Genomic DNA, 25,452 nt, shown 5'->3' with positions numbered 1-25,452 from the left:
GAATGTTGAGAAGACACCCTCAGCGCCGATTCATTTCGATCCGGTATTTGTAGCTGTCCCCTCGGTAGATCGACCAGACGAGCTCGAACGGCCTTCCATCCTCGAGATGGGTCACCCGCTGAATCAAGAGGACCGGCTGCCCCTCTTCCATCATGAGATGTTGGGCATCCTCATCTGTCACGAGGGCCGCTTCCACGGTTTGTGTCCCGTGGCTGATCCTCATCTGTCGATTTTCTTCTATATAATGATATAACGATTTTTCGAAGATCTTTTGATCAAGCTCCGGGAAAAGGCTCACTGGGTTATAACTTGTCTCAACCGCAAGCGGCTCTTGATCGGCAAGACGGATCCGCTTCAACTTATAGACGGGGTCCCCCGGCGAAATGGCGAGCGCCTCCGCCACTTGCTCCCCGGCCTTCACCTGTTCGAAGTAAAGAAGCTTGCTTCCCGAAGCCAATCCGCGCCGCTCCATGTCTTCGCTGAAGCTCGTCAACCCTTGGAGGTTTTGTTCAAACTTACGGTGGGAAACAAACGTCCCTCGCCCCTTTTCCCTGAAGAGGATGTTCTGGTTCACCAGATTGGTCAGGGCTTGCCGCACCGTCATCCTGCTGATTTTGAACTCTTCTGAAAGCTCCCTCTCGGAGGGCATGATATCACCGGGCTTCCATTCCCCGGATTCAATCTGTTGTTTAAGGTATTCCTCGAGTTGGTAATATAAAGGAAGAGGCGATTGTTTATTGATCATCGATCTTCTCCTTCCGTTCCATTCGTTTCCCCTATCGTAGCACATTCAGCATGTATAGACCACTTCTTCTTATTCCTGCAGATATTCAATGTCTTCCGCAAAACCAAACTGGTATAGACATCTATACTTTTTATTGTATAATAAGAGTAACAACGCAACAAAGGAGCGGATACGTATGAACAGCAAACCCATCATTCTTCTTGGCGGCACCATTTATGGGGAAGACGGGGTCATTCAGGAAGGCTACATGAAAATCGAAGACGGATCGATCTCCTCCATGGGCAGCAAACAAGAACTTCATTCGATGGAAGGCTGCGAAGTGGTCCAAGTGCCGACGGAGTATTCCATCATACCGGGACTGATCGATGTACACATTCACGGAGCAAATGGGTCCGATACGATGGACGCTACAAAGGAAAGCCTCGATGTCATGACAGCCATCCTTCCAGCGGAAGGGACGACCAGCTTCCTGGCCACCACGATCACAGAGAAGAGAGCAGTCATCGAGGATGCCCTGAAAAATGTCCGTGACTATATGGAGCGGCATCAGCATGCGGGACAGGCAGAGATCCTCGGCATCCATCTGGAAGGTCCGTTCATCAACCCCGGGCGCGCAGGTGCCCAACCCGTACAGAGCATCTTGAAACCGGACCTTGAAGCATTCATGAAATGGGAGCAATTGTCCGGGGGGACCATCAAGCTCGTCACACTTGCTCCTGAACTCGATGGAGACCACGCCCTGATTTCCTACCTGCGCAGCAAGGGGATCGTCGCCTCGGCGGGACATACGAGTGCAACCTATGAACAAATGGAGAATGCCATCGATGCGGGTCTCTCCCACGTGACTCACCTCTTCAATCAGATGAGCGGGCTGCACCACCGGGAACCCGGTGTCGTCGGAGCCGCTTTTGCCCGCCCGGAACTGATGGTCGAACTGATTGCCGACGGTGTACACGTAAAACCCGAAGTCGTCAACATTGCTTACCGACAGGTGACGGATGAGCGCTTCATCCTCATTACAGACTCCATGAGAGCAAAATGTCTGAAAAATGGACAATACGACCTTGGTGGACAGATGGTCACAGTAAAAGATGGAGTGGCCTTGCTCGATCCAGATACCCTGGCAGGAAGCGTCCTGAAAATGAATCACGCCTTCACGAACGTTCAGGACTTCACCGGCGCCGGTATGGAAAATGCCATCAGAATGGCCTCTGAGAATCCGGCAAGGCAGCTTGGTGTCTTCGACCGCAAAGGAAGCCTGAAGGCCGGCAAAGATGCAGACATCGTGATTATGGATGCAGCACAGAAGATCATGGCGACATACTGCAACGGAACGCTCGCATATGAGAGGAAGGAGGATTCCCATGAAACTGATTGAAGTGAAGGATTACGACGAAATGAGCCAGCGCGCAGCTGACCTTATCATCGGAAAGATCCAATCGATCAAAAAGCCCGTACTTGGTCTGGCAACCGGCGGGACGCCGAAAGGACTGTATGAAGCCCTGATCCATGATCATGAACAGAACGGAACAAGCTATGGGGATGTGACCAGTTTCAATCTTGATGAATATATCGGCCTGCCTAAAGAGGATCCGAACAGCTATTATCACTACATGGACTCGAATCTGTTCAATCATATCGATATCCCGGAAGATGCCGTTCATTTGCCGTCCGGTACGAGGGAAGATCTTGAAGAAGAATGCATGGACTATGACGCCATGATCGAGAAGACCGGTGGAATCGACCTCCAGCTTCTTGGCATCGGGGAAAACGGGCATATCGGGTTTAATGAACCAGGAACGTCATTTGCTTCGGGGACGCATATCGTGGACCTTGCACCCTCTACCAGGGAGGCCAATGCCCGTTATTTCGACTCCCTCGCGGAAGTGCCTAAACGCGCCATCACGATGGGGATCGCCACGATCATGAAAAGCCGGGAGATCGTGCTTCTGGTTTCAGGCAAGGCGAAGCAGGAAGCGATGAAACGATTGTTCGAAGGAGAAATCACGGAGGACTTTCCCGCATCCATCCTCAATCAACACCCGCACGTTACGGTCATTGCAGATGAAGAAGCCCTCGGGTTGGTCCATCAGCTGAAAACAATCGGTCAAAAATGAAAAAGAGGCATCCTGGTCGACGGATGCCTCTTTCTTATTCACTTTTGATGCGGTAATGGTGGGACGAAAGCGGGGTGAATCCCAACTTCTCATACAACCCGATGGCTGGTGCATTGCTTTTGACCACTTGCAGGTAGCTGTAACCGGCACCAAGGGCTCTTCCCCATTCCAATAGACTGGAGACAAGCTTCTTAGCGATCCCCTTCCCCCTGCTCTTTTCACCCACGACGATATTGCTTATACAACACAAATCTCCTTCACAGACTGCTGTACCTACGGCAAGGGTGAGACCGGCTTCCCGATAGACAGCAAATGCTTTTTTTCCATTAATGCGTGAAAAGATCGCTTGATAGGCAGACGCCCTTTCATTTGGAAAACCTTCCAACGATAGAAAAGAATGAAGCCAGGCATCGTCAGCTTCGTCAACCAGGAGTATATCCCCTTCATGCAAATCCGGAGGTGACAGGATGCCAGCCTCTTTCACCATGGTGTAACATTCATCGATCTTTTCATACCCGTTCCGCTCAAGCTCTTCGTCGATTCCACTTGGGGAACTAGCACTAATCATAAAAATAGCAGAAAGTCCGAGCTTTTGATAGAAATGCTCAGTTGTTTCGATCCATCCGGGGGAAGGCTCCCCGATTGTCAGGACGCTGTTCGCCCTCTTCGTCACTCCGTATGTAGCACGCAACTTCCAATCTCCTAAGGACTCTGATTGAACACTCGGCCATGATGCTGCAGCGTGGCGTTCCACTTCTTCGATTGCAAGCTCTCTCATCCCTCTACTCCTTGATATTTTATACATAAAACATACCAATAATAGAATAATTATTCAATAAATGGTCGCGTAATGAATGGACTATTCATTTTGTGCCAAACATAAAAAATTATCGTTTTTGTATTGCAATTCTCCCACTCTGACGTTATAATATAAAAGTATCCTCAGTGAGGGAATACGCCATACATATTCTTCATGGGGCATTAGCTCAGCTGGGAGAGCGCTACGCTGGCAGCGTAGAGGTCAGGGGTTCGAGCCCCCTATGCTCCATACATACGACACAGAAAAAGAACGGCTTCCACGGAAGCCGTTCTTTTTTGTCTCTTCATTGAATGTCATACCGCTTTTCTTCTATAGTATTATCCTGCAGATCCAATCCGTCTTCCCTCCCGCACCAGCCACTCACCGGTCCTCCACTGCCTATCTTCCTTTTCACTGTAGTATAGATCCATCCGGATCCCCAATCCCGGCCAGGGGCTCTTTATGAAAAGCGATCGAAAATGATCCTCTAGTCCCTGGATGGAAAAGGCAACCGGCGATGGAAGAAGCTTCTCCAATTCGCTGCGCGTCGCTTTTGTATATAGGGCAAACTGCAAATACGGCAGATCAGCGTACTCATCATATACCCACTCAAACTTCGGGGCCCTATCATATGAAAAAGTCCGTATGTCATCATGAAATTCTTCGTCTGTTGAAGGAATGGTGAAGGGCCATTCCTCCCCTGGATACCGGTAAAGGGATGTTCCTTTACTCAAGGACGTTCTGAAGGTTTGCCACTCCCTCTCCCCCACCTGCCGCGTGGGGATATTCAGGCCGACATGGTCCACGCCTTCAATGAGATCCTGAAGTAAATCTGCGCACTCCTCTATGCTGATGACGCCCCAGGTGCATTCCGGCAGTTGAGGGATCTCCCCTTGTCCCATCGGTGAAGGTGAAACGGTCATCCCTTCCAAGATGAGACGGGCGTCTTCATCCCCTCCTTCCAAGCAGATTTCCGGATGCTTGACGGAGGAGCGCATCAACCTCACTTCAGGCTTGGCGATTCCCTGCAAAGAGGGATTTTGAAGAGGGCGTATGAACCCGATCAAGGCATCGACCCACTCATTGTGTTCCGGCAGTAAGATAGTAATGTACTGTATTCTCATCTGCGATACCCCTTTCTTTCTTCTTCATCATACAATCGGAAGGCTATTTCCTCCTGTCTTTATACGCCATGAAAAGACAGGTCATGGAATAAACAGGACCCATCTCCTGCTTCATAATGAGGTAGAATGAGAAGGAGGTGATGCAATGAAAAAGAACACATGGATCATCTTGGCAGCCGCCATCATTTTCATCCTCCTTTTCGCTTGGCTACTTTCCCGGGAGTCTGGAGTCGAGAAGGTGCTCAATCACTATACAAAAGAGAAGTACGGATTCAATGTCACCATCATGAGCACGAAACATGAGCATCCGACCATCTTCATCGTCAAGAGGACGGACCAACCGGAAGTCGTTTTCCTGATGGAAATGGAAGAAAAAACATTCTCATCCAAGGTCCTCTATGATAATTATGGTGAAGCCGGGCTCCTCCTGGAATTCAATAAGTGGCTCGAGGACTCCCCGGAAGCTGCAACGTTGAAAACACTCGGATTTGAGCATCCCCATTTGACCAACTACTACAGGGACGGGGATACATGGGATCTGCATGACCTTGAAACAGCACTCTTTCTGTACAGGAAGATGCCTTTGGAGGAATCCGATGCCGAAGCATTGGCAGGAGCGGCCTCTTCCCTAACAACCATCAAAGACGAGCTCACCAAGACCGGTTTTGAACTCACCATTGTGGAAGTCAATGAACTCTCTGACTATCCCGCCCTTTATGAACATCAGTCCGATGTCATTTCTACGAAAAATACCAGGACATTCAATTTCCGGCAGTTGGAGGGTATTGATTCGGCAGAAGATGCCAGGAAGTTGCTGGATTGAAAAGGACCGCCCAGTGTATCTGGACGGCCCCTCCTTACTCTTTGCCGATGATTCTCCACCCTCTCCTTTTTTCCATACCTACCTCATGGAGTACGACCCCGCCCCCATGTGCCTCATCCACTGCTCCAAGAGAGCGCCCGCTATTCAGGACATTGAAAGCGAAGGTACCATCTCCCAGAGGGGTCACCTCCCACTGTTGGTTTCGATAGCCAAGATCGTCCCATACTTGAAGCGCATCCCCGCGCATACTTCCCGAGGAGTCGAGTACCTTCCCACTGTCAATAGCCGTCACGCTGTAGCCGCCTCCTGGACGAAGGGAGAATTCCCATCGCTGAACGGGATCTCCCATCAACACGGTGGAGCCGTTTTCCACCGGTGATTCCAGTGCAAGGCCTTGAACCCCTCTTGATATCGTGTACGCCTCCCTGCTGTCGACCACGGTCTCCCCCTTCAGCTTTCCACCTTTGGTTTTCGCCGTGATGATGCTGCGGCCGCTTCCTTTCATCGTGATGTCTGCTTCCCCGGTCCCCTTATCCCGGACTTCGACCGCTTCGGGGTTGGAGGACGACCAGTGGATGGCAGAGGATGAGTCGGACCTGACGGAGAGGGTATGACTCTCGCCCTTCTTCAGGCTCAACCGATCATGATCCATTTGAAGGCGTTCCCCATTGGCTTCCTTCCATACCGTGTCCAGGGGATACACATCGAACTGGTGGACCTTAATGTTTCCAACGGTGGACGTCAGGCTCATACCGTCACTCGCCCCGTCCGGAAAAATGAGATTTGAGAAAGCGATCTCTCCGTCCCCTGCAAAAACCTCCACAGAAGACCCGTCAACAAAGATGCGCAGCTTCACTCGCCTGTCGGCTGGATCCATTCCTGCTTCATGCCTCGTGGAGAATTTCTCGGAGAAATCGACCTCTCCCGACCTGGAGCGATCAACATACATCGTCTGTCCCGCCCCTTCGAATCCGACGAGGGTCTCCTGGTCCCCTGACTCTCTCAGCCCGATTTCAAATCCTGAATCATCCTCCAGCAGCTCTATATCCGCCTCGATTTCATAAGCGATACCTGTAGTTCCGGCCAGGGGGTTCTTTGAATCCGGGGAGAGCGAGATCACTCCGAAGGATGTTTTGTTCCCGCGGATTCCCTTCAATTCCCCAATGGGACGTTGGACCATTCGGACCTCTCCGTCAGCCAACGTTTTCAGCTCCCACTCCCTCGGTATGCTCATCTGACCGTTCCAGGGGGACGTCGGATAAGCAAATGGGTAGTCCCAGTTGCTCATCCATCCGAGTGAGATCCGGCGACCGTCCTCTTTTGGAATATCCGAAAAGGACATCGTTGCATACATTTCTTTTCCGTATTCATTCTTCAGTACGGTCCCCGCAGGATGATCACTGACGAATTTCTTTCCATCAAATGATCCGATGAAATATTCGGTATCGGATCCGTCTGTTTTGGGATTCGCTCCCATGCTGATGGATAGGACCCATTTTTGATTGCCTTCATCCCCATCAACAGCTAGCGGGAAGAAATCAGGGCATTCCCATACTCCGCCCCTGACATAGTCTCCATATCCGAATGAGTCGATCATTTCCCAATCGATGAGGTTCTTGGAGGTGAAGAACCGGATGTGATCGCCTCCGGAGATGACCATGACCCATTGATCCCTTTCCTCATCACGGACGACTTTGGGATCCCGGAAGTCCCATCCACCGCTATCATAAAACTCACCGATATTCGGAATGATCGGATTCCCTTCATGGAACTGCCATGATCGTCCTTCATCCTTGCTGTAGGCCAGCCCCACTTTTTGATCCCCATTCGGTTTTGATGGGTTGAAGGAGGTGTAGTACGCGATCATCCCGGAACCTTGCTCCGGGAAGAGGCCAGAAGAATTATCGTGGTCGATGACGGCAGACCCGCTCCAGGCGTGCCCCATCTCATTCCAGGGAATGGCGATGGGCAGCCTCTTCCAATGGACGAGATCGGTACTGACAGCATGTGCCCACTTACCGCCGTCCTGATGAAAGAGATGATATTCCCCTTTGTAATAGACAAGTCCATTCGGATCGCTCGCATATCCCCTTGCCTGGGTATAGTGATATTGAGGACGGTATAGTTCACTGTAATACTCCTCGTGCGGCGTCGCATACACATGCTGGAAGATGGCACTGCCGTTATACACATTCAACCCGAATCTCCCTTCGGAATAAGCGGGATCGACAACATCGATTGCAGGTTCTTCATATCCGTCCACATATACCTTGATCGATGCCCCCACGACGTGGAGTTCGACATGGTGGGTCTGTCCCGGGGAAAGTTCCCGTTTGGATTCCCCGATTGTCCGATCGCCCTTCAGATCCAGGAGCCGGATCCGATCAAGGTTCGGATCGACTTGAAGCATATATCCGGATGCCCCATCGGACCTGAAGATCAAACCGGCCGTCCCGTAGGAAGAATCATCTTGGATAGTCACATCGCCCTCCAGGATAAAATCATTCCCAACAGTGGTGGCCATGCGGAATGCGTTGTCTTCTCCATCACTGGTACCCATCACCCCTTGCAAATGGGGGAGCCACTCTCCCCTGTCAGGGGTCCACCCTTCAAGGTTCCCTTCGAGCCCGCTCACCCTCGCATCCTGGAAGACGGCTCCTTTTTCAGCCGCGAACCCCAGATATCCTTCAGTCGTACCCACCTCCTCATCGGTCAGGAGCGGGCCTGGGTCTTCCCCCCAGAAAACGTGGACCTTGCCGCTCTCTGCCACGATCTTCACATGATACAGGATATCTTCTTGTATCCCGGTTGAAACCGACTGCAGGGTCTTTCCTCCTTTCAGGTCCACTAAACGGATCAGGTCCCGCTTTTCGTCGACTTCCACTTGCCATCCTCCCTCCCCTGTAGCATCAATCCCGAAGATCAGGGATGCCGAAGAGTCAGGTTCTGTCAGGTAAAGCCGGGTCTCGAAAGAGAAATCCTCCGCCTTTGTATCCGATAGGAGTTGTTGGTTCGTTTTCACTGATTTCAGACCGCCCGGGGTAAGCGCCCAACCCTTGCTCCCGATCTTCACCCCATCAAGGTTGGCACGCCACTCGCTTACGGTTGTCTGACGGAAATGGGCCTTGCCTTTTTCCACAAGGAATCCATGATGTCCGTGGACGGGGCCGGTCTCCACCCCTTGCATCACCTGATCCCCATCCAACCAAAGGCTTGCAGTTGTCCCATCGGTTCTCACCTTGATCGATACTTCCTTTTTGGACCGGAGCGCATGCTTTATTTTTTTCAAAACTTCCCCATCACTCCGTGACATGAGGATGACGCTATCTTTCTTCACGTTGAACTGGATCTCCACTCCCCCTTCTCCCCGTTCATCTGCACCGAGGATGAACGAGGCCGATTTGTCCGCGGTGATCGCTGTTTCATACTCTGCATATCCCCCCTTCTTATCCGCCGACACCATAAGGGCAGGGGCCTTTTTCCTTGCTTCTCCATCGACGTTCCCTTTCTTCCCCTGCTTCCAATCCCCCGATAATGGGACATAGCCGAAAATCGCATCATCCCCCTTTGCAGCAGAGCCGCTTGTACCAGATAGTGTCCATAATGACCCGAGCATCAAGATAACCCCCATCCACCTGAAAATATTCTTCACTCTCATTCTCCCTTCCTATTAATAAAGCGCTTACAAAACTACTTTATCAAACGGATGGATGGACGGATTCTACTCCTATCGGAACATGATGTTTAAATTTTTCCGATAAAAAAACGTCCCGGATATGCTTCCGGGACGTTTCGTACCTTTTACGCCGACCTGCGCTGCATGGCAAGGGCCGGGTTGTTCCAATTCTGGATCCAATTTTTAATGGCCGTGAGGATGATGATCAGTCCGAGTATGAGCATCACGATGGAAAGAATCCCGTTGAGCACATTGTATCCAGACGCTGCCTGATTCAGATATACGTTCTTGACCATCCAGTAACCGGCATAGTTGACGGTCACATACAGATAGGCAAGCGGAATCAAACAGGTGAGCATGTATCTTCTCTTGTCCGCGACCTTGAGGATGATGGTCGCTCCGATGATCAGTCCGATCGAGGCCATGAGCTGATTGGATACCCCGAAGAGGGCCCAGACGGAACCGATATCACCCGAGAAGAGCAGATATCCCCACAGGAGGCAGGCAAGGGCACTCGCAAAGATGTTCCCTGGTATCCAGTCCACACGCTTCAGCGGTTTGTAGAATGCACCGCCAAAGTCTTGGATCAAGTAGCGTGCCACCCGTGTACCGGAATCAATCGCCGTCAAGATGAACAGGGCTTCAAACATGATGACGAATTGGAAGAAGAACGAAGCCAGTTTATCGAACCAGGCAATGTCGGTGAAGATATAGGTCATCCCGACCGCGAGCGTGACCGCACCGCCCGTTCTTCCTTCAAGATTGAGCCCGATCTCTTCACTCAGCTTCGGAAGGTCGACCGTGGACATCCCGAGCGTCTTGAAAACTTCCGGAGTGGCGTTGATGGCGAAGTAGTCACCCGGATGAAGGGCAGTGGCCGCAACCAATGCCATGATTGCCACCACACATTCCACCAGCATGGCACCGAAGCCGACCGACTTGATATCACGCCAGCGATCGAGCATCTTCGGTGTCGTACCTGATCCGACGAATGCATGGAACCCGGAAATGGCACCACAGGCAATGGTAATCGAAATGAACGGCCACACAGGACCATTCAGGACAGGACCTCCTCCGTGGATGAATTCTGTAAAGGCCGGCATCTGAATGGAAGGATTCACGACGAAAACTCCGGCAATGAGGGCCACGAACACCCCGATTTTCATGAAGCTGCTCAGATAATCCCGGGGTGCCAGAAGCAGCCAGACCGGCAGAGCCGCTGCGAAGAATGCATAGACTGGCAGAATGATGGATAGCGTCTTCACATCAAGTGTGAGCAGATCCCCAAGCTTGGTATCCTGGATGTAAGGACCCACGAAGACAGCCAGCATGATCAGCAGGAACCCGACGATGGAAGCCCCCTTCAGGTTACCTGTCTTGCGATGATATAGACCGACACCCATGGCAATCGGGATCGTGATCCCGACAGCAAATGTACCCCAAGGATTCCGCTCCAGTGCATGCAGGACGACCATGGATAGACCCGCCATCGTGATGGTGATGATGAACAACATGGCAAGTCCGGTACAGAATCCCGCTACCGGTCCAAGCTCCTTTTTTGCGACTTCAGCAAGGGATTCACCGTTTTGTCGCATGGAAGCAAAAAGGACGACGGCATCATGGACGGCCCCTCCGATCACGGCACCGATCAAGAGCCAAAGCAGGCCGGGCAAGTATCCGAACTGGGCGGCCAGGATCGGTCCGACCAAGGGACCAGCAGCAGCGATGGCGGCGAAATGGTGGCCGAATGTCACCCATTTACTGGTCGGGACATAATCCTTTCCATCCTCCAGCTCATGGGCCGGGGTCTTTCTCTTTTTCTCCATCTCTTCTAATTTCAAGACTTTCACAGCCATGAATGTACCGTAAAGCCGGTACGCAATCATCAGAATACAAATCGAACCGATCACCATCGTAATGGCATTCATCTCTCAAACCTCCCGTTGACGATTAAGTAGGTTCACTATATCAAATAAAACGCTTACTGATAGCGTTTTCATTATGAGAGGCCTGCAAATCGGATTGACCTGCAGAATTCGAGGGTTGAAATGCATCAGAAGCCGATCAGCTGCTTCAGTTCTTTCACATAGGTCCTGCTCACGGGTACTTTGGAGCCGTCTTTCATGATCAGGTTGTACGTTGAATTGAACCAGGGCTGTATCTCTTCAATGCATGTCAGCTGGATGATATAGCTTCTGTGCACCCTGAGGAAAGCAGGGGAGTCCAACCGTTTCTCCACCACGGATAAGGGCTCCGGTATCTGATAGACCGAGTCCACTGTCTTCAGTTCGGTTCTCCCTTCTGACGTACCGATATACACGATGGCGTCTTTATCGATCAGGAAGATCCTCTCATCCGTCGCGATGGCGAACTTCCCTGTATCGAGGTTCGGCCTGCTTTTCTTTTCTTCGACGGGTATCGACCGCTGCATCATCGACCGCACCTTGGCAATCGTCTGACGCACGCGCCCCTCCCCGAACGGCTTCAACAGATAGTCCACTGCATTCAGTTCAAAAGCTTCCAGTGCAAACTCATCATACGCCGTTGCAAAGATGATAAAAGGAGGCTGATCCATCTTGTTGATCTCCGTCGCCAACATAAGGCCGCTTTCCTCGGACAGCTCGATGTCCAGGAACAGGATGTCGGGCCTCTGTGAGCGGATCTGTTCCAGGGCATCTTCCACGTCCCCTGCTTGTCCCATGACTTCCACTTCATGGGTGCGCTTCAATAGGTAGGCGAGCTCATCCCTTGCGAGTGGCTCATCGTCTACTATAAATGCATTCAGCTTCATGATTGCAAACCTCCTGTACTCTCATAGGGAATCCGGATGGATATCTCCGTACCCGTCCCTACTTTACTCGTGATGGCAAATCGTGCGCGGTGACTGTAGATGCCATCCAACCTTTCCTTTATGTTCACGAGCGCCGTCCCTGTCCCGTGCTTGGACGGGACGGTTTCGTTCCCGAGGATCATGCGCTTTTCTTCGGGAATCCCATTCCCGTTGTCCGAGACCCTTATGTGGAGGTCGCTCCCCTCGATCGTGATCCTCACGAGGACCTCCCCCTTCTCCCTTCTGCGGGTGAAGGCGTGACGGATGCTGTTCTCGACGAGAGGCTGGAGGACAAACGGGGGCACGAGCCTTGCTTCAAGTCCCCGCTCCACTTCCCATGAAACCTCATATCGATCGGGAAATCTCGCCTGCTCAAGGGAAAGGTAGGCTTTCACATGCTCGATTTCCTTCTCAAGGGGAATGACCAGATTCCGGGCTCCCTGCAGATTGCTGCGGAAGAAGTGACTGAGCTCCTGCAGCAGCTCCCTCGCCTTTTCCGGCTGTGTCCGGCAGAGGACGGAAATCGTGTTGATCGAGTTGAATAGGAAATGCGGGTGGATCTGCGCCTGCAGGGCCTTTATTTCAGCGTCCTTCAGGAGCTTCAGCTGCTCTTCGGCATCCGCATGCTCAAGCTGCGTCGAGAACAGCTTGGCCAACCCTTCTGCGAGCTGCTGCTGCACTTCCGTCAGGGATGCGGGATCATGGAAGTACAGTTTCAACGTTCCCACCGTTTCCCCGTGCACTTTCAACGGAAGGACAACGGCAGCCAAAAGGGGGCAGTCTTCATTCCGGCACAGGATTTCCTCCCTGCTCTTCGCCATGAGGACCTCCCCTTGCTTCAATACTTTTTTCGTCAGTTCGGTGGCGAACCCCTTCGTTGGCTTGTGGTGATCCTCGGCAGACCCTACATGGGCCAGGACCCCTTCTGAATCTGTGATGGCAATCGCATCGGCCTCGGTCAGGTCCAGCATGATCCTGGCAACTTCCTGACAGGATTCTCCGTTCAATCCCTTACGAAAATACGGGAGCGTCCGGTCAGCAATCGTAAACGCTTTCGTTGTCTGCAAGGCCCTCGTCTTCTCCTGCTCCCGTACGATATTTTGGATGATCAGCATGAACAGGAGCATCCCGAGTCCATTCACGACGATCATCGGGAATGCGATGACTTCGACCAGTCGGAAAGCCCGGCTGAACGGATCTGTTAAGGCAAGGATCAGAAGCATCTGAACCGCTTCCATCGATACCCCCACGCCAACTGCGTAACCGGCCGTAATGGATTTTCGTTTTTTCCTCCAAAGGCCAAGATAGCCTGCCGCGCCCCCTGCCAGTACCGCCGAGACGGCACAGGCAGTGGCGGTGAATCCCCCAAGGAAGTAGCGGTGGATCCCCGATATGAGACCAACTCCGATCCCCACGACGGGACCTCCGAGGAGACCCCCGATCGTTATCCCCATGATCCGTGTGTTGGCGATGGCGCTATCCGGCTCCACTTCCATCAGCCATGTATTGCCCGTAATGGTTTCCGGGAAAATCTTAATGCCGGTATAATTGCTCACAACGCCGAGGAGGCCGAAGATCAGGACCAACAATACTTTATCCCTTCCCCCTTGATGTTGTTCAATGAGCTTCCTGAATGATTTCACTTGCGAGAACAAGAAGGCGGCAATGAGGACGATGCCTACTCGCTCGATCATCAGTGGAATGAGGTGGATCATGTCCCCCCTCCTTTCAGTCGTTTATGCCTATCTATCTTACGTCATCCTTCACTCCCCGACAACGGGAAAATAAAAGGCTTTCAATACATCTTTAAACCCTCACTTGAATCAGTGAGGGTTTTATTATCATGAAATCAGCTTATCATTCTTCGGGTTTTACGCTCCCGTGGGGAGATCGTGGCAAGCATCCCGGAAAAAATCAGGATGATACCTGCCCATTGAAATCGATCTGGGCGGAATCCTGACAGTAGGATATCAAGTAAAATGGCGACAGCGGGATCAATGAAAACCATGAAGGAAATGGTCTTGGCTGTCAAATGGCGTAGACTTTGAAAGAATAACAGGTACACAAAACCGGTGTGCACCACCCCTGTGAAAATTGAATACATCCATTGCTCTCTACTTAGAGAAAAAAAAAACTGTGTAATCAACGAAGGGCAACAGGATAAGGAGTCCTATCACCATCTGGAGGAAGGTGACCAAATACAGGCTTGATTTCGTCACACTTTTCCCTAGCAACATGGTGGCGGCATAGAAGAAAGCAGCCATCACACCCCAGGCAATCCCTTCCCCGCCCAAGACGGGATGGCCGCCGGCTTTCAGTCCCATGATGGAGATTGTACCGATGAAACAAAGGGAGAGGGCAAGGAGCGTCCGCGTGGTCCACTTCTCCCTGAATAAGAACCTCCCTGCAATCAGGACGAATATGGGAGCAAGACGATACAGGGAGATCGCAATCGTTACGGATGTTTTTTCAAAAGATGCGTACAGGCAAATCCAGTTTAATAGATTTGCCACGGCGCATAATAAGATCATGCCCACTTCTCTCCGGTCCAACTTATCCATTCCGCCCTCTCGCTTAACAAGCCAAACAACAAACAGGAGCAGGGCTGCGCACAGAAGGCGGACGGCAATCAATTTTATGTATGGCAATCCGGTGAGTTTCGAGAAAAAACCGACGGATCCAAATAAGGCCATCGCCAAAGCGAAACGGAGCAATGAAGCTTGATGCATTCTGGCTTCCTCTTTTCTACGGATGTGCCGGTAGCCCATCCCTTTTCAAAATGTTGTTCCACATATGCTCAGGGATGACAAGTCTATGCCGACTATTCCTGGGGAGAAACGTATTGATATCACTCTGACGTCCACTTTGCACCTTTTCCATCCAGTCAGGCTCCATCAGGATTTCCCTCCCCAATCCAAACAGGGGCACTCCTTTTTTAATGACGACAATGGCTTCATCAGGTGTATGGATGGACCCGAGGGTGAGAAAGCTTGTCCTTACTCCAATAACATCACGGAAAATCTCGGTCCGTGTCATGTTCAAGTTCGATCCGCTTCTCGGCATGGACCATACATTCTTTACGGAAAGATGAAGGTAAGATAACCCTTTATCTGCCAATGCATCGACAAGTTCGACCGTATCGTCCATTTTCAGTCCCGATTTCTCCGGTTCTTCCGGGGAGAAACGGTACCCGATAATGAATCCTTCCCTTGCATACAGGTCACGTACCCGCTTGATTTCATCGATGACTGCTTCTGCAAACCTCATCCGCTTCAATCGTGTCCCACCCCAGTGATCGGTTCGATGATTGGAAAATGGGGAGAAGAACTGCTGAATCAAATATCCGTTGGCTCCATGGATTTCCACTCCGTCGAAACCAGCTCGGATGGCGATATGAGCAGCTTGTCCAAAATCCCTGATCGTCTCCAGGATTTCCTCGTGCGTCATCTCTCTGGGATGATATTCCCATCCACATCTTTCATACACTGTTGCTGTTACACCGCTTGGGCTGACGAGGCGCTCCCCTTGGGTATACCCCGGAAGACTTTCACTCCCACCGTGATGTAATTGAAGGATAGCCTTAGCTCCCTTCTCCTTGATGATGGTAGAAAGCTTCGTTAGACCATCGATTGCTTCCTCCCCATATGCTTTCATCTGTCGGGGAAAGCTTGTGGCGACGGGGGAAATGGCGGCTGCAGCCGTGATGAACATCCCTGCCCCCCCAGCCCTTCTACCGTAATAAGCAAACTCTTCTTCTGACACTCTGCCATCCTCACACCCTGAATAGGTCGTCATGGGAGCGATCACAAGCCTGTTCTTAAGGATCGCATTGGGTGAAAGTACATATGGTGTCGTCAATTCAAGATACTGATTGTTCAATTTTATCCATCTCCTATCTGGTTTTTGTTCTATTAATAGTGTATTCTTCTATTTAACATAAGGGAAATGAATGTTAATTATCTTTACCATTAGAGATTCTCTTGCATAACATTATAAGGAGCGTGCTCACTTGAATTCATTTCAACTCAAGGTGCTATTAAAAGTAATAGATAGCGGAAGCTTCACCAGGACAGGGGACCAGATTGGTTTAACCCAGTCCGGCGTCAGCCATATCATCACAGCGCTGGAGAACGAACTGGGCATCGCGTTATTACACAGAGCTCGTACTGGATCTTCATTGACGGCAGAGGGGCAAACTGTTATTGCCCATATGCGGGAAATTGCTGGCCACATGGAACAGATTGAACAGAAAGTGGCTGCCCTGAATGGATTGACCATTGGGAGACTGTCAATCGGGAGCTTTCCCAGTTTTTCTGCACGGTATATTCCTACATTGCTTGCGCTATTCAAGGAACAGTTCCCAACAATTGATGTCCACCTTTATGAAGGAGGATATGAAGACATCCGCAAGTGGGTCCAAGATGGAACGGTCGACATCGGATTCACCGCCCTTCCTGTTCAAAAAGTGGATTTCATCCCCTTGCTGGAAGACCCCCTTTATGTAGTGATCCCTAAAGGACATTCCTTTTTTGGTAGAGGCACAGTCCATGTAGAAGATATGACCGGCCAATCGTTCATTATGCTACGCTCGGGATGCGAAACACTTATCGAGGAAGCATTTAAACAACATGGTGTCTCCCCATCCATCTCGTATGATATCAAGGACAATCAGACCGTCATTTCAATGGTGTCCAAGAACCTTGGCATTAGCATCATGCCCAATCTTGCACTTCCTGAGGAATCGATGGATCTCTGCTATGCATCCCTTGAACCGCAATTGGTAAGGAACATCGGTTACATTACAAGGAAGGGAAAAGCCCCTTCTCCTCTAGCGTTGGAGTTCATGAGCATAATCGATCATTGTTTTCCTGATCATTAACGTCTTTTAAAAGACGGTTAAACGTATGGATTAAGAAAGCTGCTGATCAATTAGAATGGGCTCTCATTATGCTGATATAAGGATTTTTTCTTCTCCTCTTTAGTCCATAGGTTGCATACCCATCCTTTATCCCGACTTCTAGCGTATAAATGGGTTCCATCTAATGCTCTTGACCCAGTTGATGACAGGACCATTGGACCTGCCGTCTCCTTTGTGATCAATTCAAGGACTATCGGTCCTTTTTTCGTCAAGTCCCTCCCCTCCTTTACTAGACAAGGATTGAAGGCAGAAGGGCCTTTACATTCCTACTATAATATTGGTTTTCTCTTCCATCGCCTCTACCATGAAGGAGAAGGATCCTATAAACAGGAGGCGAACAGGATGAAAAAAGTCATGATACGTTTTGTAATCTTTTTGTTGATTCTGTCTGCTACACCGATGACGGCGGGCGCCGCGCCAAGTAAACTTGATATGACCCATTACGGTGCACCTGAGGAACTGCTCACTCCTCTGACGGATGCAATCAGTATCTTCAACGGGGCTGTCGGAACAGAGAACGGGAAACCCGTCATGTATACCACGACCAAGGGGCTTCCGGCACAGTTGAATGTCATTGACATCCAGTCGGAGAAGCTGCTGCGCGTCATTCCCCTTGAAGGAGCCGAGAACACATGGGCACATGAAGTATTGCCGAATGGAGATCTCTACATCGCCACGATCGGCGGTGGCGCCAAGCTGTGGAAATACACCCCTGGTTCCGATCAAGCGGAAGTGGTCGCCACCTTCCCGGGTGAGAGCTTCCCCTTTGCCATCACATCTGATCAGGGGAACGTGTATGTCGGAACGTATCCTAACGGAAAAGTGTATCAGTATGAACCCGATACCGGTAAGGTGGATGATTACGGAAGGATGATCGGGGAGTCCTCACAGGAGTACATACGCTCCCTTGCCGTGATCGGGGATGATGCCTATTCCGGTACGGGTCACGGGAAAATCATCCATTATGACCGCGCAACCGGCGAGAAAGAAGACATCGCTGCTTCCATCGGGGAGCCGGGCCACATCTATGATCTAGATAAAGTGGATGACCGTTACCTGTTCGCACGCTACGAGCTTTCAAGCAACGCATATGTTTATGATACACAGGAGAAAAAATGGCTGGATGTCGTCATTCCAAAGGCACGCGGTCTCCATGTTCCCGAAACGTCGCATGAAGGTAAGATCTATTTCATGAATACAGAAAACAAACTTCAAACGCTGAACTTAGACACCCTGGCAATCGAAGACTCGGGTATTCAATATGAGAGTGGATTCCGGGGTGTGGATTGGGTCGAGTTCGGGACGCCCGACCTTCCGGGAAAAAGCCTTGTGACGATCAATTTCTCGGGATACGTTTCCATTCTCAATCTCGAAAAGGGGGAAACGGTCCGGACCCCTCCCCTCGCTCAGGGAACGGCCAATGTCATCAACAAGATCCATACAGGACCCGATGGGAACCTCTATATAAGCGGGGTACAGACAGGGAAAGGGGCCATCTATGACCCCATCGGGAAAACCAAGAAGGTGTTCGATATGGGGCAGGGAGATGCCATTGCATCCTTCGGGAAGAATGTCCTGTTCGGTGTTTATCCTGCCGGTGATGTGAGGGAATATGATACGTCCCTTGAACCTTCATCCACCAATCCGGAAAAGCTCTTCACATTGGGAGAGGGCCAAAATCGTGTCAGTTCCATTGTAGAAGGTGACGGAAAAGCCTTCATTGGAAGCATCCCGTTTTACGGGGAGCTCGGAGGTGCACTGACCGTCTATGATCCCGATAAGGAAGATGACCCTTATACGGTCTATAGGAATGTCGTGCAGGACCAGAGCGTGAACAGTCTTGCATACAGAGATGGGAAGGTATACGGAACCACGACGATCAATGGTGGACTGGGGGCTGACCCGACGGCCGAGGAAGCGAAGATCTTTGTATGGGACGTGGCAAAAGTAGAAAAGATCCAGGAAGTCTCATTGGATATCGATGGCCTGGATAAACCCGAATCGATCGGGGATCTGTCATTCGGTCCAGACGGACTCCTATGGGGAGCTGCCATCGGAACGGTATTCGCCCTGGATCCGGACACCCTGGAAGTGGTGAAAAGCAAGAAACTCTACGATTCTCCACCACTCAGTGCCTGGAATAAAATCAAGCTCCAATGGTACGAAGGTCTCCTGTATGCCGACTTCAGCGGGAACCTCACTGCCATCGACCCGACCAGCCTTCAGCATAAACAGATTGCCAGGGTCTATGCCTACACCATTGCTCCAGATGGCAACATCTATTACGCATCCAGGGAAAACCGGACGATGCTTCACAAAATGGAAGTCAAGTCGCTGCAGGGGAAAGACGACCTCAAGGTCACGAATCATCAGTTCGAACAGCCGCTTAAAAAAGATGCCATACCGGGGTGGACCTCCATGTTCCAGACCTCAGGTGATGTGAAGTATCAACAATCAGGAGAGGAACATTCCCACGGTAGAAAGAGCCTGAAACTGACAGACAAAGCACGGAATAAATCCGTTGCACTGATGAGTGACCCCATCCCGGTCAAAGGAGGGGATACCATCGAAGCCTCCACAAACCTCTTCATCAGAGAAGGGACAGGAAGCTTCATGATCCGATACTTCGATAAGAATGGGAAAGAACTCTCTTCCACGCCGGTCCACACAGACAAAGATCTGAACAGATGGCAAAGGGTATACGTGACCACTGAAGCACCGGAACATGCCTCATCAGCCAGAGTGATCTGCTTCATTACCTCCTACTCCGTGGGAACCGTCTACTATGATAAAGTCGAGGTCAAGAAGTTGAGGTTCGAATAAAACCAATCCAAAGGTAAGAAAACGAAGTGATCACAAAATCCGGACTGGAATTCCACTGTCATGCCATGACAGGGAACGCGTCCGGATTTTTTATGCATCCACGCAGAAAGCATGGATGCATTCGTCTGCCTCCATGCCCAAGTTAGTTGAAACTCGGCTTCGTCTATACCACTTCTGACACTAGATCAAAGAGGATTACAAACCCACTATTTGGGTATACGGTAAATATTAACTCTTCTTGTTTCAAGAGCGATCGCTTATCCATTCAATATCCTATGGATGACATTCATCTTGACAACGGAGGACCACACTCTACCAACTGTCAACATGATAGTAAGGAAAGCTATGAAGGAGAATGATATGACATTCACCAAAGAAAAGCCCAAAAAATTATTCCGATTGCTTCTCCTCTTGTTCCCCATTTTTTTTGGGACCATGGGTACCACCAGCTTAATTGTTCTGGTCACTTGGGGAATACCACCAGAAGATTTGCTTTCCCAACTACCTGTTGTGGTGACCTTGGCCTTGGTCTTTTATCTCCCCTGCCTCATCTCCCTCTTCATCCGCGCCTTCTTCTTCAAGAAAGATGAGAGATATCCTGAAGATCAGGAAGGCATCTGATTGACACTCTATTTCCATCAAGAGGCTGTAGCACTAAGGAAAGGTTAAATCACATCGATTCACAAATTGGAATAAGGAGGAAGCTGATGACTCATAAACGGATCCTGGTGGTTATCCTCACCATATTGATGGTAGTCGGATGCAGTCAGCAAACAACCGAAGAAGGCAAAAAAGAAGAAGCAAAAGAAGTCAGCCTTGACCCTACCAAGCTGCTTCCCATCGGAACGGTGGTCAAGCTTTCGAATATGGATAAATTGGTGATGATCTACGGCTACAATCAAATTCAAGTTAGTACAAAAAAGCAGTTTGATTACATCGGGGTTCCATATCCCGAAGGCAATATATCTGCTGACTACAACGTGTTTTTCAACCGCAATCTGATTGAAGAGGTCTTACATAACGGCTACGTCACGGATGAGGATAAAAAGATCCGGGAAGAAGCCGATCGTGAGGGGAATGAGGACTAACTATACCTAGTATCCTCATGAACTGAAACCTACTAGAAAAGGAGAATGGAGGCCATCCCCCATTCTCCTTTTCTATTTCCTTATTTAGATTCCCACCTGTCAGGTTAGCGGCTCAAATTCAAACCGGTCCACGACGATCTCCATTCCTTCAGCAGGAGCTTTTCCGTCCATGAGCCACAGATTGATGCCCACTTTTTCTTCCCTGCTGTCCGGGATGTCCCCTGTGAACTCCCAATCCTGGATCTTGAACCACTCAAGGGGTGACGGCAGATCGGTGTAATGTCCGTGCAGGGACATGAACCGTATGCTACGGGGCGTCCACTTGAACGTGTGGGTCGAGCAGTTTCCGTTCAATTTCATGGGGAACGAGTGGAGATGTCCCGGTATTGAATAGGGCTGGACCACATACTGCGCGTTGTGCCCTCCGGGATTTCCCCATCTGGCAAACTCTATGTCGATCTCACGATGGTGATGCTCAGGCGAGCTTCCATCATAGGTGAATAATCCAAGTACGCCGTTCAGGTCCATCCTGTCCGGTCTTCCTTCCAGCCAAAACCGGTACGTCCCATACCCCAGTGTCTCGCTCAGCGTCACCTCGGCACATCTCCATGTGTTCTTGTGTTTCGTGATTCGTAAATGAAGACGGCCATCCCGGTCCACCCATGCATTTTCCGCGGCGAAGTAATTCGGTCCAGGTCCGGTCTTCCTGGCACCGCTCTTCACGATCCACTCATATCCGCTCCACTGTAACGTCTTTTTAGTCAACTGTAGTCCTCCTTCTTACATTCCTTACTCGTATCGTATGAAGGAGCTCCTTGATCCGAAGGGGTGTTTGTCCCGTCTTCCAACACATTCCACCATTAGGTTTATCGTCATGGGTCATTGGGTACTGGATTTACAGTAAATTATTGGATAACCTTGTCCACGGAATCCCTACATACAAGATCCACCCAAAGGAGATGAAAAAATGAAGAAAAGATGGTTATTCCCCCTTATTCTAGTGTTCATTCTCTCTGGATGCCAGAGCGAAAAACAACCGACCGGGAAGAAAGAAAAAGCCGCACCCCCCCAGGAGACCAAAGTGGAAAAGGTGTCCTCCCAAACAACGGAAGAACTGATTGACCAAACGAACGGCGAGATCTATGAGAAGCATATTTCACCAGATGACAACCAAAACGCAGCCAGATCCGCTTCAGAGGATGCAGCAGATGAGTACCTTGAACACATCAAAAAAGAAGATACCGAGGACTGGGATGCGGAACGATGGGCGGCCTCCATCACCGAGAATCTCAGGACCGGCTATAAGGGAAAAGCAGGAGAGCTTGAAAACTATGATGTGGTATTTGATGAAATCAAGCTCCCCGATGGACGCCTCCTTCAGGACGTCGAGCTTGAAGAACTGACGGAAGAACAAAAGGAAATCAACATTGCCCTCCTCATTGACTCCAGTGGCAGCATGAAAGCGGAAGTGGACGGTGAAAGCAAGATGGAACTGGCAAAGGAAAGCCTAGAAAACTTTGCCGGTGAACTTCCTGAAGGCGCAAATGTCTCCTTGATCGCCTTCGGCCATAAAGGGACCGGATCGGACAGCGATAAGGAAATGAGCTGTAAAGCCGTTGAATCCTTTTATCCGATGGAGGAATATGACAAAGGGAAATTCGCAAGCGCATTGGACGGCTTCGACCCTAAAGGATGGACCCCACTCGCTTCAAGCATCCTCCTTGCCAATGACCAGTTCCCGAAGGATGCCCAGAACTTCATCTACGTGGTAAGCGACGGGATCGAAACCTGTGACGGAGACCCCGTCGAAGCCGCGAAGAAAGTGAAGGAAGACAATACCGACGTCCAGGTCAACATCATCGGCTTCGACGTCGACTCCAAAGCCGACGACCAGCTTAAAAACGTCGCCCGGGCAGGAGGCGGTGAGTACACCTCCGTCAAAACGAAACAAGAGCTCAAAGACATTGAAACCTCCTGGAAGGACAGCATCAGTGAAGGGACGTGGATCTGGTGGAAATCAGGTAACTTCAGCGACAATATCTGGACGTCCGTCGACCATTATAATAATCTGCGGGAACTCTACAGTTCTTACCTTACTATGAGGAGCCTCGAGAATGACCGCTTCCTTGATGCAGTCAATGCCCTTGTAAACGATGAATTGATCGACCTGGACAAGAAACAGGAAATCCTCGCGATCCTGGATGAGCGAAACCAGAAAATCAAGGATTACATGAGCGGTCTGGAATCAGAGAAAAAGGACGAAATCAAAGAGACGTCCGATGACATGAAGAAAAAAGTGGATGAGATCGAGAAAAAGTTCAGAGACTGACCCCGGAAGTGCCGTTCAAGCGGCACTTTTTTCATTTCCAATATAACCTGGACAAGGGGATCCGTTGAAAAATCCCGCACCCCGAACTGGATAATCATGGTATAATCCTTTCATACATAAAGGAGGAATCCCACCATGACCACCTATCCGACATTCACCACTCCAAGACTTACGCTCAGACAGCTCCACAAAAAGGACGCACAAGCGCTCTTCACCCTTTACACGACACCTGAAGTGCTGACCTACTTCGGCATGGAGCCCCTCGAATCCATCACCAAAGCCGAAGGAATCATCGAAGCGAGACAGGAAGCCGAAGGACTCGCCCCTATGCGATGGGCCATCGCCGATCAGGGGGACAACCTCATTGGCACATGCGGATTTCACGCAACCTCCGTGCCCCACAAACGCTGTGAAATCGGCTATGACCTCATGCCCTCCCACTGGGGGAAAGGATACATGACGGAAGCCTTGCAGCCCGTCATCGACTATCTGTTCCGTGAAAAAGGCGTCGTCAGGGTCGGGGCGGTCATCATCCCGGAGAACGCGGGGTCTTCACGCGTCGTGGAGAAGCTTGGATTCACAAGGGAAGGGCTGCTCCGTGACTACATCATGCAGAATCAGCAGTCGCATGATGTATACAGCTACAGCATGCTGAAGAAAGAATGGGCAGACGGAGTTATGAGTTAGCCCCGATTCGGCAATAATGGTCAGTGCAGATAAAAAGGAGCTGGTACCCATGCAACAACTCATCCACGGCTTTTTGCGCTGGCCGCTTGTCATCCGGATCTTGATCATGGCCCTCGCCGTCATGAGCACCTGCGGTGTCATGATCCACTATCTCGAACCGGACACCTTCCCCTCATTTTTTGACGGGATCTGGTGGGCGGTCATCACGACTTCGACTGTAGGATACGGAGATTTCGTCCCCAAGACCGCTGAAGGGAAAACCCTGGGTATCCTCCTCATCCTGGTAGGGGCAGGGTTTCTCTCCACCTATTTCGTCATGCTGGCAACGGAAACCGTGACCACCCAAAACGGATATATGGAGGGGAAGACCGCTTATAAAGGAAAAGGACAGGTCATCATCATCGGGTGGAACGAACGCACCCGTGAAATCATCCATCAGCTCACATCCCTGCAATCAAGCTGCGATGTAATCCTCATTGATGATTCCCTTCAGAAGAACCCTTATCGTAACAACCATGTCCATTTCGTCAAAGGTTCCCCTTTCAAGGACACCATCCTTCAAAAGGCCAATCTCCGGGAAGCGAAGATCGCCTTGGTCACATCAGATCAGAATAAGGATGAGATGACGTCGGATATGAACACGATCCTGACCCTGCTTGCCATTAAAGGAAACCAACCGTCCCTCCATACTGTGGTGGAAGTCCTTCAGAAGGATCAGGTCGAAAATGCGAAGCGGGCAGGCGCAGATGAAGTCATCCAGACGAATATGCAGACCAGCCTCGTCATGATGAACAGCATCATCTCCCAAGGAATGTCCAGGACGATCCTTAAGCTCTTGAATCATCTGAAAGGCAATAACCTGAAGCTGATTCCCGTCATGGATGAGCACGCCGGGTCTACATTCCAATCCCTCAGTGCCCTGCTGCTGAAGGAAAGGGTCATCCTTTTAGGCATCAAAAAGGGGGAAAACACGTTAGTGAATCCCCCCATGGACGTTGTGGTCGAAACCACAGACGAACTGCTTGTCATATCCAATTAATGAAGCAGGGTCTGCTCGAGTTCCTTCACGAGCTCCCTGCCTACTTCAATGTATTCCTCAGGAAAGCTGGCATCTGAATCCTGTGGCTCCGAGAACTGATTGAAGGATCCTGAAAGATTCCCGGTCGAGGCATGATCATCCAGCCCTATCTGATATTTATGGGACAGGAGGAATGGCTTCCCGAACTTGACCGTCGCCCCCCTTGAGTCCAACTGCCCGTCCACCGAGGTGAACGGCAGCCTGAGGAACTGATACCCCACCTCATCATCGATTTTATAATCGAAATATCCATGGTCATAATCCCAGTTTCCCCCGATGGAATACCCCAGTGGCTTCAATTCCTGTTCCAATTTGTAAAGCTGATAATGCTTCCCTTCAAGGCTTGATGAAATCTCGATCACATCATCCATCCCCTTTCATTTTAGGGATAGTTTCTCCTTTTAGCGGGAAAACA

The 25,452-nt window shown here is 50.5% G+C and carries 23 protein-coding genes and 1 tRNA gene; 11 read left to right on the top strand and 13 right to left on the bottom strand.

The genetic code is table 11. The annotated features are described in order from the left end of the window. Window positions 1-19: 19 nt before the first annotated feature. The gene (locus ACNA6I_RS19110) at window positions 20-745 is read right to left on the bottom strand and encodes a GntR family transcriptional regulator (RefSeq protein ID WP_048006962.1); all 726 of its coding nucleotides are present in this window, start codon (window positions 743-745) and stop codon (window positions 20-22) included. Between the two features lie 175 nt (window positions 746-920). Between ACNA6I_RS19110 and nagA the strand changes: the two genes are divergently transcribed. Together nagA and nagB are read left to right on the top strand one after the other, a co-directional pair. Then, on the top strand, window positions 921-2,123 hold the full coding sequence (gene nagA / locus ACNA6I_RS19105; protein WP_048013246.1) for an N-acetylglucosamine-6-phosphate deacetylase: 1,203 nt from the start codon (window positions 921-923) through the stop codon (window positions 2,121-2,123). Beyond that, on the top strand, window positions 2,110-2,862 hold the full coding sequence (gene nagB / locus ACNA6I_RS19100; RefSeq protein ID WP_048013247.1) for a glucosamine-6-phosphate deaminase: 753 nt from the start codon (window positions 2,110-2,112) through the stop codon (window positions 2,860-2,862). The genes nagA and nagB overlap by 14 nt, the downstream gene beginning before the upstream one ends. A 34-nt stretch (window positions 2,863-2,896) precedes the next feature. On the opposite strand, the gene ACNA6I_RS19095 is transcribed toward nagB, so the two are convergent. After that, complete coding sequence (locus ACNA6I_RS19095; protein WP_048006965.1) at window positions 2,897-3,640, bottom strand: GNAT family N-acetyltransferase; 744 nt, start codon at window positions 3,638-3,640, stop codon at window positions 2,897-2,899. Between the two features lie 197 nt (window positions 3,641-3,837). Between ACNA6I_RS19095 and ACNA6I_RS19090 the strand changes: the two genes are divergently transcribed. Continuing rightward, window positions 3,838-3,910, top strand: a tRNA-Ala gene (locus ACNA6I_RS19090). A gap of 89 nt (window positions 3,911-3,999) precedes the next feature. Here ACNA6I_RS19090 and ACNA6I_RS19085 read toward each other — a convergent pair. After that, complete coding sequence (locus ACNA6I_RS19085; protein WP_053071968.1) at window positions 4,000-4,785, bottom strand: hypothetical protein; 786 nt, start codon at window positions 4,783-4,785, stop codon at window positions 4,000-4,002. Between the two features lie 145 nt (window positions 4,786-4,930). Between ACNA6I_RS19085 and ACNA6I_RS19080 the strand changes: the two genes are divergently transcribed. Then, the gene (locus ACNA6I_RS19080) at window positions 4,931-5,608 is read left to right on the top strand and encodes a hypothetical protein (protein ID WP_048006966.1); all 678 of its coding nucleotides are present in this window, start codon (window positions 4,931-4,933) and stop codon (window positions 5,606-5,608) included. A 34-nt stretch (window positions 5,609-5,642) separates the two neighbouring features. On the opposite strand, the gene ACNA6I_RS19075 is transcribed toward ACNA6I_RS19080, so the two are convergent. The 7 genes from ACNA6I_RS19075 to ACNA6I_RS19045 all read right to left on the bottom strand — a co-directional run bounded on the left by ACNA6I_RS19075 (window position 5,643) and on the right by ACNA6I_RS19045 (window position 15,993). Further along, window positions 5,643-9,239 carry a GH32 C-terminal domain-containing protein gene (locus ACNA6I_RS19075; RefSeq protein ID WP_416313968.1) on the bottom strand — a complete coding sequence of 1,199 codons (3,597 nt, stop codon included), beginning with the start codon at window positions 9,237-9,239 and terminating at the stop codon, window positions 5,643-5,645. Between the two features lie 170 nt (window positions 9,240-9,409). After that, window positions 9,410-11,212 (bottom strand): carbon starvation protein CstA, encoded by a 1,803-nt coding sequence (cstA, locus tag ACNA6I_RS19070; RefSeq protein WP_159129956.1) that lies wholly within the window; start codon window positions 11,210-11,212, stop codon window positions 9,410-9,412. 125 nt (window positions 11,213-11,337) lie between these two features. Beyond that, a complete protein-coding gene (locus tag ACNA6I_RS19065; protein WP_048013249.1) occupies window positions 11,338-12,075 on the bottom strand; it encodes a LytR/AlgR family response regulator transcription factor in 738 nt (245 codons plus the stop codon). Continuing rightward, window positions 12,072-13,829 carry a sensor histidine kinase gene (locus tag ACNA6I_RS19060; RefSeq protein WP_148796536.1) on the bottom strand — a complete coding sequence of 586 codons (1,758 nt, stop codon included), beginning with the start codon at window positions 13,827-13,829 and terminating at the stop codon, window positions 12,072-12,074. The genes ACNA6I_RS19065 and ACNA6I_RS19060 overlap by 4 nt, the downstream gene beginning before the upstream one ends. A 134-nt stretch (window positions 13,830-13,963) precedes the next feature. Next, window positions 13,964-14,218 (bottom strand): EamA family transporter, encoded by a 255-nt coding sequence (locus tag ACNA6I_RS19055; RefSeq protein ID WP_416313967.1) that lies wholly within the window; start codon window positions 14,216-14,218, stop codon window positions 13,964-13,966. 10 nt (window positions 14,219-14,228) lie between these two features. After that, window positions 14,229-14,843: a DMT family transporter gene (locus tag ACNA6I_RS19050; protein WP_416313966.1), complete on the bottom strand. Its 615-nt coding sequence runs from the start codon at window positions 14,841-14,843 to the stop codon at window positions 14,229-14,231. Window positions 14,844-14,859: 16 nt separating this feature from the next. Next, a complete protein-coding gene (locus ACNA6I_RS19045) occupies window positions 14,860-15,993 on the bottom strand; it encodes an NADH-dependent flavin oxidoreductase (RefSeq protein WP_416313965.1) in 1,134 nt (377 codons plus the stop codon). 130 nt (window positions 15,994-16,123) lie between these two features. On the opposite strand from ACNA6I_RS19045, the gene ACNA6I_RS19040 reads away from it, so the two are divergent. Continuing rightward, window positions 16,124-16,993, top strand: coding sequence for a LysR family transcriptional regulator (locus ACNA6I_RS19040; protein ID WP_416313964.1), 870 nt, complete (start codon window positions 16,124-16,126; stop codon window positions 16,991-16,993). 50 nt (window positions 16,994-17,043) lie between these two features. Here the strand turns inward: ACNA6I_RS19040 and ACNA6I_RS19035 are convergent, their stop codons facing one another. Then, on the bottom strand, window positions 17,044-17,244 hold the full coding sequence (locus ACNA6I_RS19035) for a hypothetical protein (protein WP_048006972.1): 201 nt from the start codon (window positions 17,242-17,244) through the stop codon (window positions 17,044-17,046). Between the two features lie 130 nt (window positions 17,245-17,374). On the opposite strand from ACNA6I_RS19035, the gene ACNA6I_RS19030 reads away from it, so the two are divergent. The 3 genes from ACNA6I_RS19030 to ACNA6I_RS19020 all read left to right on the top strand — a co-directional run bounded on the left by ACNA6I_RS19030 (window position 17,375) and on the right by ACNA6I_RS19020 (window position 20,943). Continuing rightward, window positions 17,375-19,855, top strand: a complete 2,481-nt coding sequence (locus tag ACNA6I_RS19030) for a hypothetical protein (protein WP_148796533.1) — start codon at window positions 17,375-17,377, stop codon at window positions 19,853-19,855. A gap of 360 nt (window positions 19,856-20,215) precedes the next feature. Next, a complete protein-coding gene (locus tag ACNA6I_RS19025) occupies window positions 20,216-20,476 on the top strand; it encodes a hypothetical protein (protein WP_148796531.1) in 261 nt (86 codons plus the stop codon). Window positions 20,477-20,562: 86 nt separating this feature from the next. Then, on the top strand, window positions 20,563-20,943 hold the full coding sequence (locus ACNA6I_RS19020; protein WP_416313963.1) for a DUF4176 domain-containing protein: 381 nt from the start codon (window positions 20,563-20,565) through the stop codon (window positions 20,941-20,943). A 99-nt stretch (window positions 20,944-21,042) separates the two neighbouring features. Here ACNA6I_RS19020 and ACNA6I_RS19015 read toward each other — a convergent pair whose 3' ends face one another. Beyond that, on the bottom strand, window positions 21,043-21,708 hold the full coding sequence (locus tag ACNA6I_RS19015) for a glycoside hydrolase family 16 protein (RefSeq protein ID WP_416313962.1): 666 nt from the start codon (window positions 21,706-21,708) through the stop codon (window positions 21,043-21,045). Window positions 21,709-21,910: 202 nt separating this feature from the next. Here ACNA6I_RS19015 and ACNA6I_RS19010 point away from each other — a divergent pair, with 202 nt between their 5' ends. The 3 genes from ACNA6I_RS19010 to ACNA6I_RS19000 all read left to right on the top strand — a co-directional run bounded on the left by ACNA6I_RS19010 (window position 21,911) and on the right by ACNA6I_RS19000 (window position 24,998). Then, window positions 21,911-23,272: a vWA domain-containing protein gene (locus tag ACNA6I_RS19010; protein ID WP_416313961.1), complete on the top strand. Its 1,362-nt coding sequence runs from the start codon at window positions 21,911-21,913 to the stop codon at window positions 23,270-23,272. A 135-nt stretch (window positions 23,273-23,407) separates the two neighbouring features. Beyond that, entirely contained in the window at window positions 23,408-23,959 is a 552-nt protein-coding gene (locus tag ACNA6I_RS19005; RefSeq protein ID WP_063191371.1) for a GNAT family N-acetyltransferase, read from the top strand. A gap of 49 nt (window positions 23,960-24,008) precedes the next feature. Beyond that, entirely contained in the window at window positions 24,009-24,998 is a 990-nt protein-coding gene (locus ACNA6I_RS19000) for a potassium channel family protein (RefSeq protein WP_048014658.1), read from the top strand. Here ACNA6I_RS19000 and ACNA6I_RS18995 read toward each other — a convergent pair. Further along, window positions 24,995-25,399 carry a YugN-like family protein gene (locus ACNA6I_RS18995; protein WP_048007200.1) on the bottom strand — a complete coding sequence of 135 codons (405 nt, stop codon included), beginning with the start codon at window positions 25,397-25,399 and terminating at the stop codon, window positions 24,995-24,997. The two genes, ACNA6I_RS19000 and ACNA6I_RS18995, sit on opposite strands and share 4 nt — an antisense overlap. Between the last annotated feature and the right edge of the window lie 53 nt (window positions 25,400-25,452).

Origin of the sequence: Rossellomorea sp. FS2 (genome assembly GCF_047915635.1) — a bacterium.
Taxonomy (GTDB): domain Bacteria; phylum Bacillota; class Bacilli; order Bacillales; family Bacillaceae_B; genus Rossellomorea; species Rossellomorea marisflavi_A.
Note: the sequence above shows the minus strand (reverse complement) of the source record. Positions and strands in the feature narration are given on the sequence as shown.